The sequence below is a fragment of the Pseudomonas fluorescens genome (assembly GCF_001708445.1).
Taxonomy (GTDB): domain Bacteria; phylum Pseudomonadota; class Gammaproteobacteria; order Pseudomonadales; family Pseudomonadaceae; genus Aquipseudomonas; species Aquipseudomonas gorinensis.
In genome coordinates, this window is the sequence record NZ_CP015637.1 from 657,846 (window position 1) to 669,832 (window position 11,987).

The window sequence follows — 11,987 nt, forward strand, 5'->3', positions numbered from 1 at the left end:
CAAGCGCCCACATCCGTCTACCAGCCGTCAGGAGTACAGGAGTTGGACAACCCACTATTCAGAGATGTGCGTTCAGCGCAGGGCACCCATGTTGCCGTATTACCACCGCTTAGCCCTCCTTTCATCACGGCGGACGACGCCGCCCGCTGGGCTCAGCAACACGTGGGCAGGAGTGTCGGCGACAAAGAGTTCGGGGGTGCGATTTTCAAGAAGGACAATCACTTTTTCGCCACGCGTCCCGTGGAGGGTGGGGAGGTCACGTTTGACCATCGCGAGATAATGGCCGTGGATGAACGCGATCATTTCATCGCCCCGGCTGGCTACACCTGCGCGGCGTTGTACCACTCCCACCCTGCGCACGCCGACAAGATCAAACAGCATAACCCCACCTTTACCGACGATCAGGCCGCCGTCTTTACAAGCTTTTTTTCGCCGGCCGATATGGTGTTTATCATTGAGCATCGCCAGTCGGTACCGGCCCACTATTTGTGTGGGCCGACCGGCACGCTGTTGAAATACACCACCAGTGGCAATGCCCTGGAAAAGACGCTGCTGCAAGGCTTGAAAGGTCAGGTGCCGCTGGCAGCCAGTGCGGATTTTGAGAGCTTTATCTGGCAGGTCGCCGAGGGCGGCGATCTTCGGGTGGTGGTGGCCGATGCCTTGTGGGGGCAAGTGCGTGGCCGGGTAAAGCGCGGTTGGAGAATCAAGTCGCCGGTCGGGCCGCTGGAGACGGTACAGGAACAACCGTTTTTTACCCGGGTATTCAAGCGCCCCGAGTTGGCCGTGCTCGCCGCGTTGGAGAGCACCCCGGCGACCGTCACGGGGCGCACAGTGGGGTTTGTGCTCAAGCATGTCCAGAAAGACACCTACGTCGCCACTCGGCCGCAGGCGCCGGGCCCGGTGCTGTTCTCGCCGGCGAGCCTGTTCCCCAAGCGTCCCGACGGTAAACCCCGGTTACCCTCGCAGTTCCGGCTGGAGGCCATCTACTACCGGTCCTGGCCGCAGCCAAGTGATTTTCCGTCGAAAGAACCCTGGATGTACTCGGCGTTCTTTACGCCGGCGCAACTTGTTGCGGGCATTACCCAGGCCCGCAACACCGCCGATATCCAGGCCGACACCCGTGGCCTGGCGCTTTACATGGAGGCCAGCGACGGGGCCGTGCTGAAACTCCAGTTGCCCGGTGCCGTAGAGGCTGAAGAGTTGGTGGACGAAGGCCCCGGCGGGGTGTTCAACGACAAGGGTGCCCAGGCCGAGATGATCGCCGGCACGCTGACCCCGCGTGGTTTTGTCCGGCGGGTGATCAATACGTGCAGCCTGTCGGTGGTCCGGCCCGGTGAACTCTGGCGACGCGTAGGGGAGGTGGACAATCGCTCGTCGTTACTCACGCCGTTTTATCAAGCGGTACTCAGCCCGACGTTTCTCTCGGCCACGGACGCTGCGGTGTATGCCCACGAGAAAGTGGGTGGGCGGCGGGACCGATCCTATGGTGGCTACATTCTCAAGGGCGAAGATGGCCGCTTCATTATCACTGAGCCGATGGAAAGCCAGGTCAACCCTTTTGCCTCGGCGCTGTTTTTCCCCGCGGGCGACCAGGGCCCGCTGGTTCCTCCTGAACCCTATGTGATTCATGGGCGCTATGGTTCCCACGTGGCGTTGTCCATGGTGCATCCCGACTGGATCGAGCAGCGCCGTTGGACGCGGGAAGAGGCCGAGATCAACCTGCAGGTGTTTTCCGCCGAAGAGCTCCATGGGGTGATCCAACAAGGTCGTCCGGCGTATCTATCGGCAAGCGAGGCATGCCTCTTGGCGTATACGCCAAGCGGTTCGGCAAATGAAACCGTGCTGTTGAACGGTGTCGTGCCGGAGCCTGGTGGCAGCAGGGCTCAACAGCGCCTGGACAAAGGGCTGATCAAACCTGCGCAATGGGTTGGCCGGGTGGCCGAGACCGGAGGTTTACAGGTTATCCAGGGGAATGCGCTGTGGGGGCCGCGTTCTCCCGTGTATTCAGACTGGACACCGAACTTCACCTACGCAGACCGCGCAGGTCCGCCCGACTTCATCACCTATGGCGCGATTTTCTCCACGGCAGAGGAGGCCGCCCGGGACCTGCATGCCCGGGTTCATGGGCGCAACCGGGCCACTGAGTCCTGTTACGCGTTCATTCTCAAACACACGCAAAACGAGCAGTACATCGCGACTCAGGTGATGGATGTGACGACGTCTATCAAGCTGTTTTCGCGCAATGCGTTGTTTGCGAGGACGGATAAGGGCTATGTATTCCCGCCAGGGTTCATGCTCCGCGCGCTGTTTCGCTCCCAACAATGGCAACCCACCGGGCTGACCACTTCGAAGGCCTGGCTGACGCGTTTTTTCGTATTGCCAACGGTGCTGTATTCGAGCCTTTACGACGCGAAGCGTTTTGGCGAGCTGTACAACGCCGGGGACAACTTGCCTATCTATTTCTCCACCGAGGAGGGCGCGTTGCTGCGCTATCGCCTGCCGGGGCCGTTTGCGTTCGGCAGCGGCGGCGCGCTTGAAAAAGAACTGGAGGCCACTCAAACAGCGCTGGCCAGTGGTGCCAAGACACCGCTGGACTTTGTCCGGGAATGGGCCAAGCGCGGTCAGTTGCATGTGGTGCGCACCAGCCAGTGTTGGGACGAGCGGGGCGCGGTCAATGAGCATTGGCAAGGGTATGCAACGCTCATGCGACGACGCCTGAGCCCCGCATTTGCCGAGCCGGACGATGCCGTGCGGCATGTGCGCACGTTGATTGGTGACAATCGTCAACGCGCCTATGGTGGTGTAGTGCTGCGCCTCGGCAATGGGCTGTTCGTCGCCACGGCGCCCTTGGCGATACCGCCTCAAGGTTTTGTGCTCAATTGGATCTTCCCTGACCAGGCGGTTTCGAAAGGCTTGTACCCAGAGGGGGCGACCGTTGTCGGGCGTTACCGCTCCACGCTTGCGCGTGAGGTGCCGATCCTATTGTCTGCGACCGAGAAGGCCATCTACACCAGCATGGTACCCACCAGCGTGCTGTCGAACCTGTTGCGGCGTGAAGTGCATGTCAAGCGTGAGTACCTGATCGGCTCCGATGGCGTCTTGTTGAGCTACAACCTGACGGACTCCCCCGAGGAACAGACGCTCAAAGCGGATCTGGCTGCGCTCGACCTGGTCAAGGGCGACGTTGGGGATAACCTCATCGAGCGGCGGATTCGCAGTGGCGAACTGTTGCCCACGCAGTTTGTGTCGCGGGTGGCGAAGGCGGGCGAGTTGAGGGTGGTTGAAGGGAGCCGGTACTGGGGACCGCCCAGGCGCTTGCTCGGCGAATTTTCCGCATTCGTTTATCAATGGCCAGGGCTCTTGATTCGGGGCTCCTTGGCTGACCCCGCGTTCAGCCCGGTGTTCACCCAGGCCGACGACGCCGTGAGTTCAGTGCTGCCACCGTCTGACGCGAGAGAATGGCTGACGTTTGGCTATCTGCTCAAGTCAACCCGGAAAGAGCACTACAGGGTCACGCTGCCGTTGCAACGGCAGGACTTCTCCCGGCTCGAGCAGGTGTTCCCCTACGCGCAGTTGCCTCAGGGCTATGCCATTGTGGGGTTGTATCTGTGTGCCTCCAGCGCAGCTATCGGCAAGGCTGGTGACCCCATGGGGCGCAGCTTTTTTTGGCCGCGCGACATTGCCGATGGACTGAGTTTCGTCAAGAAAACCGCAGATGAAGGTTATTGGTCGTTGTATCTGCGCTGCGCTGACGATGCTTTGCTCAAGTTTCAATTTGATGGCCTCGACCGGTCGGTGATGTTTTCCAGTGAAACGACCAAGCTGCACAGTTACTTGCGGGGTGGGGCGCTGCAACTGGTCGACTATGTGCACAGCCTGGCGGTCAAAGGCACGCTGGATGTCGTGGAAACGAGCCCGGTCTGGAACGGTCGAGGTCGCATTGACACCTCCTGGCAACCGGGCGCCGCCGCTGTGTATGTCGATGGCTTTCCGGCGCCTCTACTGGTGTGCGGACCGGTGTGTGCCCATCCTGATGACGCCGCACGGCACGCTCAGGGGTTGTCTGCCGGGTTTGCCGGCAAGACGCTCCTGGGCGGCGTGCTCAAGGTCGCCGGCACCAACGATGTGTGCGCGGTGACGCCGATAGAGGAAGACCAAAGCACGGCATTGACGGTGCCGGCGCTGTTTGCAAGTGGCGGCGGCCTGGCGCTGGCGTCGGCCCATCGAGCCGGTTACTACCAGGTCGTGGCCGTGCAGTCGTTCTATAAGGCAATGGCGGTTTCAGCGGGTGCCGAGGTTTTCGAAAGCACTCTCAGGGCCAACTTCATCGCCGAGGCGGATTTGAAGGCGATGCTGGACACTCTGCGAATGAACGAGCCGTCAGCCGAGGGATGCTATTTCATCAGCGGAGGCGGCGCATTGCTCAAGTACTTGCCGACCAACCCGGCGACAGAACACACACTGGCCGCCACGGGGCCCCAACGTTCTGCGACTCAATTGATCGGAACGCTGAGGGCAAACGGAAAGCTGTCGGTGCTGGAGACCGATGCTTTCTGGACGCGTCTGGGGGAGTTGGGGGATGAATGGCAAATCAAGGATGTAGGCGTCCAACCTGAGCCTGAAGACGTCCAGTACGGTCGAGACAGAGATGAACTTTGACCCCCCCCGGTGACAAAGAGCCTGAAGGATGAAAAGAAATCCTTTGGCAACGCTGGAACAGGGCCATGACGGCGCCCCCGAGGGGCGGTGAAAGGGCCCGGATCAACGAACCGCCGCTGCCCAGGCCGTGTTGCCGGTGGCCTGGGCGCGGCGCCTGTTTCATGCGGAGCGGGAAGCAGATTTGTCGGGGTTGAAAAAACGCGTCAACACCAGGCGATCCAAGGCCCATACGGTTATCAACGACGCGCCCACCAAGGGAAAAATGATCGCCAACCCGAGCATGATCACCAGGGCGGTTTTCCACTTCGGCAGGTCATGGCGCAGCGGCGGAACCCCCAGGCCACCCTGTGGCCGGCGTTTCCACCAGATCACCACGCCACTGACCGCACTGAGCAGGATCATCAGGCAGATCAGCAGCACGATCAGTTGGTTGACCCAGCCGAACATCTTGCCCTCATGCAGCATCACACCGGTCTCGGTCGCGCGTGCGACGATGCCGTAGTGTTCCCAGCGCACGTCGGCCAGCACCTTGCCGGTGTATTGATCCACATGCAGGGTGGCGTCGTTGCGCGGGTCGTCGGCGAATACCGCGATGGTGAACACACCGTCGGCCGTGGTGGGGAACGTGATGCTGTAGCCGGGTTCGACCTTGCGTGCGTTGGCCAGCTCGACCACCTGTTGCAGGCTGACCGTGGGCGCGGCGGGAGCGGCGTGCGTGGCACCGTGCTGCATGTGCTCGGCATGGTCGCCGGACATCGGCATCGGCGTGTTTTCCATGGCCCAGGGCACGGTCTGCTGAGTCGCCGTGTTGAGCACCCGCGCCTGCTGGTCTGACTGCGGCACGTTGTTCCACATCGCCGCCGGGAAGGTGTTCCACAGGTCAGCGTATTGCTTGCCCCAGAAGCCCGTCCAGGTCATGCCGCTGAGCAGCATCACCAGCAAGAAGGCCGCGCCCCAGAAACCGGCGACCGCGTGCAGATCGCGCCAGAACACACGGCCACGACTGCTGAACCGTGGCCACAGCACCCCGGCCGAGGCCTTGCCGCGCGGCCACCACAGGTACAGGCCGGACACCACCAGCATCACGCCCCAACCGGCGGCAAGCTCCACCAGGCGATCGCCGACGGTGCCGATCATCAGCTCGCCATGCAGGGCGCGGGCGATGGCCTGCAGGTTGTACTTGGCATCCTGCTCACCCAGTACCGTACCGCGATAGGGGTCGACAAAGACCGTCACGTCGCGGCCGCCAGCGCGCATGACGAACTGTGCGCTGCTGGTGGCGTCGGCCGGTGGCAAGTACTTGCTGAGCTTGCCGTGGGGAAAGGCCGCCTGGGCCCGTTGCAGTTGCTCATCGGCACTCAACGCGTGCTCGGCGGTTTGCACCTTGAGCAGGTCGCCATACATCAGCGGGTCGAGCTGGGGCTTGAACAGGTAGATGATGCCGGTCAGGGCCAGCAGCACCATGAAAGGGGCGACGAAGAGCCCGGCGTAGAAGTGCCAGCGCCAGGCCAGGTTGTAGAAGGAGACTTTTTGAGTGGTCATTGGGGATGCTCCGCAAAGCTTGAATTGTTGTCGTTGGTCAGGCCGCCATCGGGGGCAAGCCCCCTCCCACATGTGGAATGCATTCCAATTGTGGGAGGGGGGCTTGCCCCCGATGCTTTTAGAAGCTCATGTCCACCTTGGTCCAGAGCGTGCGCCCCGGTTCCTTGATGGCTTGCGGGTCGCTGGCCGGGTAGCCGAACCCCGCGTTGCCGGCCAGGTTCAAGTGCTCGGCGTAGGCCTTGCCGAACAGGTTGTCGACGCCGGTGCTGACCTTGAAGTTTTTATTGATGCGGTACGCGCCGTTCAGCGAGAACACGCCAAAGCCACCGCTCTTGTCGTAGTCCTTGCCGACCACGTTGCCCGCGTTCTGGTCGATGCGGTTTTGTGCGGCGACCACGCGCCACAGGGCGCCGGCACTCCAGTCGTCCTCGCTGTAGGTCAGGCCCAGGCGTGCGTCCAGGGGCGGCATTTGCGGCAGGGCCTTGCCGTCGCTGCTGTTCTTGCCCCAGGCGTAGGCGAGGGTGGCGTCGGCCTTCCAGTTTGGGGTCAGCTTGTAGGCCGCGCCCAGTTCGCCGCCCATGATGCGCGCATCGACATTACGTGCCTGGGACGTGGTACCCATCATCCCAGGCTGGTAGTCGAACAGGATGAAATCGCGCACCTGGCCGATGTAGCCCGAGGCCCAGGCTTCAAGGTCGGCAGTCTTGTATTGCGCGCCGAAGTCGAGCTGGGTGGTTTTCTCCGGCTTCACGCCATCGAACGCGTTGACTGATCCGACCGCCCCGGTGTTGGGGGAAAACAGCTCCCAGTAATCCGGGAAGCGCTCCGAGTGGCCCAGGCCCGCATAGAGGGTCGTGGGGGTGTCGGCCAGGTCATGCTCATACCGCACAAAGCCCGAAGGCAGGGTGTCGGCGCGGGTGTCGTTGGCGGTCGGGTTGGGGCGGGCCATCATTCCCGAGCCGGTAGTCTGGCGGAAGTCCTTGGCCGAGGCGCGGTCCAGGCGTGCGCCGGTGACCAGGCGATCGCGGTCGGCGGCGTACCAGGTCAGTTCGCCGAACACGCCGTAGTTGTGGAAGTTGGCGTCCTTGTTGCGTGGCAGGTCCTTGTAGGTATCGATGCCCATGCTGCTGCGCTGGCGGTGTTCGTTGGTCTGCGCGTCCAGGCCACTGATGAGCTGTACATCGGCCCAGCGCCAGGTGGCCTTGATGCGCGCGCCGAGGGTGCGGCGGTCAACGTTGGAGGCCATGGGCCCGGCCATCATCCCGGTGCCCGACGGGACGCGCAGGCTGTAGTTGTCCATCACGTGGTCGGCGTAGTTGTAGTAGACCTGGGCTTCGACCTTATCCAGCACCTCGCCGAGATTGGATTTCTCGAAACGCAGGCCCAGGCTTTCGCGCAGGAACTGCGAGCCATCCATGCCGCGCCCGGCGTAGCGCGCCTCGCCATCGCCACGGCCGGCGGTGAGTTCGAGCAGGGTATCGGCGTCGGGGGTGAAGCCGACCGCGACGTCGCCGTTCCATTTGTCATAGCGCGAGGCGACGGTGTCGTTGTTGCCGTCCTTGTAGTCGTCGGCATGCGCCTGGTTGCCGATCACCCGCACATAGCCCAATGGCCCGCCAGCGGCGGCATCGATGACTTTGTCGAAGCGGCCGTTGGAGCCGGCCAGCACGCTGGCATTGATCCGCGTGCCGAGTTCGCCGAACTGCTCCGGCTCGCGCTCGAAGAGAATCGTGCCCGTCGAGGCGCCGGGTCCCCAGAGCACGGTCTGCGGGCCTTTGATCACGGTGAGCTTGTCGTAGGTTTCCGGGGAAATATACGAGGTGGGCGCATCCATCCGCCCTGGGCAGGCGCCGAGCATCATGCTGCCATTGGTGAGGATGTTCAGGCGCGAACCGAACATGCCGCGCAGCACCGGGTCGCCATTGGTGCCGCCGTTGCGCACCAGGGCAAAGCCGGGGATGGTCTTGAGGTAGTCGCCGCCGTCGCTGGCGGGCACCGGTTGGCGCGGGTCCTTGGGGTTGGTGACCACGGTCAGTGGCGAACTGGGAGCGATCGCGGTGATCACGGTGGGCGTCAGCTCATGCTCGGCGTGCTCGTCGGCATGGGCCTGTGGCGCCAAGAGTGCGCCGCACAGAACGGCGAACACGGGGGCGTTTCCCAAACGGGAGTCAGCAGTAAACCTGGACATACACATTCCATCTATCAATCGTAAACAACACGGCCAGCAGCCTGCGGCTGTCTGTCTAAAGTCGGCCGGGGTGAAGTAACGGTGTTAAGGGTTTACGAGGCGATGGGGGGCGCGCGGCTGCGTGCGCCGGGGAAAATGCTCTGCCGGGCATGGCCCAGGCGCGGGGAGGGGGTGAGGGCATTGGCCGGCGGTGGGGGGCCGAGGGCCATGAATGACACGCTGCCAGGCAGGGCCGGGCAACTGAAGAGCAGGCTGCAATAGCCGCACTTTTCCCAGAGGACGTGATGCTCGTCGGGCGTCTTGGTTGGCTTGGACTCGCCATGGCAGTTGGGCATGTCCATCGACATGGCCATGGACATACCGGCGTGCTGATCCGTCGGCATCGCTTGGGAAATCAGCGGACCGATAAAGATCATCAGCATGGCGAACAGGCTGATCCAACTGCCGCGCATCACGCGGCGATGTGGAGATAACCTGGCGCGAGGGGCGCCCATCGAGGTTGGCTTACTGAGCGTGCATATGCTCGTGGCCGGCCATCGGCGGCGCTTTCTGCACCGACACTTCCACTTCGACCTTGCCGGCTTTTTCGAAGGTCAGGGTCAGTGGGAATTGCTTGCCATCGGCCAGCAGGCTGCGGTCCTTGAGGCCCAGCAACATCACGTGATAGGCCATGGGTGCGAAGGTCAAGTCACCCTTGGCCGGCACGGCAACGCTGGGCACTTGTTGCATCTTCATCAAATCGCCCTGCATCACATGCTCATGCAGCTCAGCCTTGTCCGCCACCGGCGTCTCGACGCTGAGCAGGCGGTCTGGCTTCTCGCCGGTGTTATGAATCACGAAATACGCGGCGACGGTCGGCGCATTGGGCGGCAACGCCTGGGACCAGGGATCGCTGACCGACAGGTCTCCAGCCTTGTAGTCGGCGGCATTGGCAGCACTGAACACTGGCAGCAGCAACGCAGCCAGAAGCAGGGAAGATTTAAGCATGGCAGTTCTCCAGAACGGTTCTAAACGCAGTTCATTTGCGAAGGCAATCAGACCGTTGGAGAGGCGCGGGGGTTAAGGCTCGGCCATTGCTGGCGCGGTGTGGGATTTTGCGACGAGGGCGGCGGCAGGCTCTGCACCGCCTCGAACCGCGTGACGTACAACTGCGGCACATGCCCCGGCAACGCCACCAGCGACGGTGAGCCCGAGCAACACCAGCAATGCTGCATGGCGGAATGCTCGTCCTGCTGCGGCGCCGGAATTTCCAGCTTGCCCAAGGCAATCGTCTTCAGGCTGGCGCCATTGGACGAACAGAAACTGCCCCACATCAATTGCCGTACGGGGTCCTTGGACTGCTGCATTGCACTGGCCATCGGCATGGCAAACGCATTGAACAGCACTGCAAGGCAGGCGATCCAGGCAATTGCAAAGCGTTGACGGGCCATGGCGGACAATCCGTAGGGTTAAACGATCAGGTGGGTATTTAGCCTGATCGAGGGGGATAAGTAAAAAGGGGCGGTGTGGTTTGGTGTCGCAGTACTATCAGATCGCTGTAGCGTGAAGCTTGAGGCCCAAAGCCTTCATGACTTTCATGATAGTCGCGAACTCGGGATTGCCATTGCTGGAGAGGGCTTTGTATAGACTTTCTCTTCCGAGGCCGGCATCGCGGGCTACTTGGGTCATGCCTTGGGCGCGGGCGATGTTGTTTAGCGCTGAACGGATCAGCAGACCGTCACCCGTATCTTCTTCGAAGCACGCTTCAAGATATTCGGCCATATCCTCGGGGTTTTTTAGGTGCTCCGCCACGTCGAAGTCAGTGAATTCATTCATGAGTTACTCCTTTTTTTCAAAGTCTTCTGCAATTTGTTTAGCGCGCTGAATGTCACGTTTCTGCGTTGATTTGTCGCCTCCGATCAACAGCAGGTAAACCACCTCGCCTCTGCGAGTGAAATAAACCCTGTAGCCAGGGCCATAGTGGATGCGCATTTCAAAAACGCCATTTCCGAGTGCTTCGCAGTCTCCAAAGTTGCCCCATTGCGCGTGATCCAACCTTGCCAGTACGCGTGCTCGCGCGGGTTTACTGCGTAACGAATCAAGCCATTCTAAAAAGTGTTTTGACTTCTTAAACTGAATCATCTTGGATCGTATTCCTTGGGATACAAAGTGGCAAGATGCGACGCGCTGCAAAAGCAGTGCATCCCCCTCGCGGGCGCTGACGTAAAACCGCGAGGGAGGAGGTTAGGGCGGGGGCTTTTGGCTGAGCCAGCCAGCTGGTTCGGAAGTGTTTGTAGGGAGAATCGACTTTTTGGAGGGAGGCCAAATAGCTAGTCGTTTGGCTGGTTATTCGTACAAGCAGAAATTTCCGACAGGGATTTGAGGTTGTCCCTAGGACACTCGGTCTCTAGTCTCCGTACACCGCTGTAAACGCAGCGGACGGGCGTCGCGGCCCGGGTTTTCTAAGAGCAAAAGCGCTATCGCCTGCTTTCAGTTGATGCTTTTTTATCGTCTACTGTGCGGCTAAATGGTGGCTGTGCGCGGGATACCTTCGGGTATGCCGGGATGCCTTAGACCGGTCCGCGAACCTGCGTACAGCTGCCACCCTATCGCGTCGCGGCGAATCAGTGGCAGCTCCACCTTTCTAAGGAGCTTCACAATGATCAAACCCACCCCAAATCCCCCCGTTTGGCTGTTCACCGTGGCAGATGGCATCAGCGCCGAAGACCTGTTGGTCAACCTCAGCGAAACACTCGCCTCGGCCAATGCGCTGAGTTGCGACTTCGCCTTTAACCTGGAAGGCGCACCACGCGAGGAATTACTGGGCGTTGCGCAGTTGATCGAGCTGGCGCAGTTGCTGGCTGATCGGGTACACGATGGTGTTGGGCAGACAACAGCCGCAGGCAGCGAATAACACGACTGTGATCGTCCCCACGCAGAGCAGGGGAACGATCAAATTAGGCAGTGGGAACTCCGTGTACCTGCATATCAACGCCCAGGGCTTTTCTAATCACCGCAAAAATCGCCGAGAGATTATCCATGCTTGGATTACCACTGGCTGATAGCATCCGATGCAGGCTTTTGCTCGGTTTGGCGGTTTCCTTTGCGAGTCCTTCAAAGCCCACTGTGGCGTTGACCAAATCGCGCAGAATCACACGTGAAATTTCCGGTTCACCATTGAGAAACAGTGTAGCGGCCTCATCAAGAAGAGCTTGGGCGAATTCAGGATCACGTTGAGCACGCTCGGCGATTGTGTGTTTGTAGCTGCGGGTAAGCGCCATGCTGGTTACCTCTTTTGTTTCACTTTCTTGTCACGCTGATACTGATCGATCAGCGACTTCACGGTCTTGATATCGCGCTTTTGACTGGACTTGTCGCCACCACCGAACAGAATGATTAATCGGTGGCCCTCTTGTATCAGATAAATTCGTAGGCCTGGCCCCCAGTCGATGCGGTATTCGCCGAGCCCATCGAACCATTTGATGTTGCTTGTATTGCCCATTTCAAGTCGAAACAAAGCAGTTGAAACTTTGGTTGCTGCCGGCACACTCAACGATGAAAACCACTCATCGAATGGGCTCAACTGGTTATCGCGTCGGTATTCTTCAATTTCAATCAT

The 11,987-nt window shown here is 60.8% G+C and carries 11 protein-coding genes; 2 read left to right on the top strand and 9 right to left on the bottom strand.

Annotated features, from left to right (window positions below):
* Positions 1–66: 66 nt before the first annotated feature.
* Complete coding sequence (locus A7317_RS02805; RefSeq protein WP_155766426.1) at positions 67–4,659, top strand: DUF4329 domain-containing protein; 4,593 nt, start codon at positions 67–69, stop codon at positions 4,657–4,659.
* Positions 4,660–4,818: 159 nt separating this feature from the next.
* Here A7317_RS02805 and A7317_RS02810 read toward each other — a convergent pair whose 3' ends face one another.
* From A7317_RS02810 to A7317_RS02840, 7 genes are all read right to left on the bottom strand, one after another.
* Positions 4,819–6,201 (bottom strand): PepSY-associated TM helix domain-containing protein, encoded by a 1,383-nt coding sequence (locus A7317_RS02810; protein ID WP_069075165.1) that lies wholly within the window; start codon positions 6,199–6,201, stop codon positions 4,819–4,821.
* 118 nt (positions 6,202–6,319) lie between these two features.
* On the bottom strand, positions 6,320–8,389 hold the full coding sequence (locus A7317_RS02815; RefSeq protein WP_069075166.1) for a TonB-dependent copper receptor: 2,070 nt from the start codon (positions 8,387–8,389) through the stop codon (positions 6,320–6,322).
* A 92-nt stretch (positions 8,390–8,481) separates the two neighbouring features.
* Positions 8,482–8,883: a DUF2946 domain-containing protein gene (locus tag A7317_RS02820; RefSeq protein WP_024073147.1), complete on the bottom strand. Its 402-nt coding sequence runs from the start codon at positions 8,881–8,883 to the stop codon at positions 8,482–8,484.
* Positions 8,884–8,893: 10 nt separating this feature from the next.
* A complete protein-coding gene (locus A7317_RS02825) occupies positions 8,894–9,376 on the bottom strand; it encodes a copper chaperone PCu(A)C (protein ID WP_069075167.1) in 483 nt (160 codons plus the stop codon).
* A 47-nt stretch (positions 9,377–9,423) separates the two neighbouring features.
* Positions 9,424–9,819 (bottom strand): DUF2946 domain-containing protein, encoded by a 396-nt coding sequence (locus A7317_RS02830; protein WP_024073149.1) that lies wholly within the window; start codon positions 9,817–9,819, stop codon positions 9,424–9,426.
* Positions 9,820–9,916: 97 nt separating this feature from the next.
* Positions 9,917–10,204: an addiction module antidote protein gene (locus A7317_RS02835; protein WP_024073150.1), complete on the bottom strand. Its 288-nt coding sequence runs from the start codon at positions 10,202–10,204 to the stop codon at positions 9,917–9,919.
* 3 nt (positions 10,205–10,207) lie between these two features.
* Positions 10,208–10,510, bottom strand: coding sequence for a type II toxin-antitoxin system RelE/ParE family toxin (locus A7317_RS02840; RefSeq protein ID WP_024073151.1), 303 nt, complete (start codon positions 10,508–10,510; stop codon positions 10,208–10,210).
* Positions 10,511–11,027: 517 nt separating this feature from the next.
* Here A7317_RS02840 and A7317_RS02845 point away from each other — a divergent pair.
* Entirely contained in the window at positions 11,028–11,282 is a 255-nt protein-coding gene (locus A7317_RS02845) for a DUF6124 family protein (RefSeq protein ID WP_069075168.1), read from the top strand.
* Positions 11,283–11,325: 43 nt separating this feature from the next.
* On the opposite strand, the gene A7317_RS02850 is transcribed toward A7317_RS02845, so the two are convergent.
* Both A7317_RS02850 and A7317_RS02855 read right to left on the bottom strand, forming a co-directional pair.
* Entirely contained in the window at positions 11,326–11,649 is a 324-nt protein-coding gene (locus A7317_RS02850; RefSeq protein ID WP_024073153.1) for a DNA-binding protein, read from the bottom strand.
* Between the two features lie 5 nt (positions 11,650–11,654).
* Entirely contained in the window at positions 11,655–11,987 is a 333-nt protein-coding gene (locus tag A7317_RS02855) for a type II toxin-antitoxin system RelE/ParE family toxin (RefSeq protein ID WP_024073154.1), read from the bottom strand.

Bases quoted from the DNA above. Each gene is read 5' to 3' on its own strand.
- A7317_RS02850 (WP_024073153.1), bottom strand. From the start codon at position 11,649: ATGGCGCTTACCCGCAGCTACAAACACACAATCGCCGAGCGTGCTCAA.
- A7317_RS02845 (WP_069075168.1), top strand. From the start codon at position 11,028: ATGATCAAACCCACCCCAAATCCCCCCGTTTGGCTGTTCACCGTGGCA.
- A7317_RS02840 (WP_024073151.1), bottom strand. From the start codon at position 10,510: ATGATTCAGTTTAAGAAGTCAAAACACTTTTTAGAATGGCTTGATTCG.
- A7317_RS02810 (WP_069075165.1), bottom strand. From the start codon at position 6,201: ATGACCACTCAAAAAGTCTCCTTCTACAACCTGGCCTGGCGCTGGCAC.
- A7317_RS02830 (WP_024073149.1), bottom strand. From the start codon at position 9,819: ATGGCCCGTCAACGCTTTGCAATTGCCTGGATCGCCTGCCTTGCAGTG.
- A7317_RS02815 (WP_069075166.1), bottom strand. From the start codon at position 8,389: ATGTCCAGGTTTACTGCTGACTCCCGTTTGGGAAACGCCCCCGTGTTC.
- A7317_RS02820 (WP_024073147.1), bottom strand. From the start codon at position 8,883: ATGGGCGCCCCTCGCGCCAGGTTATCTCCACATCGCCGCGTGATGCGC.
- A7317_RS02825 (WP_069075167.1), bottom strand. From the start codon at position 9,376: ATGCTTAAATCTTCCCTGCTTCTGGCTGCGTTGCTGCTGCCAGTGTTC.
- A7317_RS02835 (WP_024073150.1), bottom strand. From the start codon at position 10,204: ATGAATGAATTCACTGACTTCGACGTGGCGGAGCACCTAAAAAACCCC.
- A7317_RS02855 (WP_024073154.1), bottom strand. From the start codon at position 11,987: ATGATTGAAATTGAAGAATACCGACGCGATAACCAGTTGAGCCCATTC.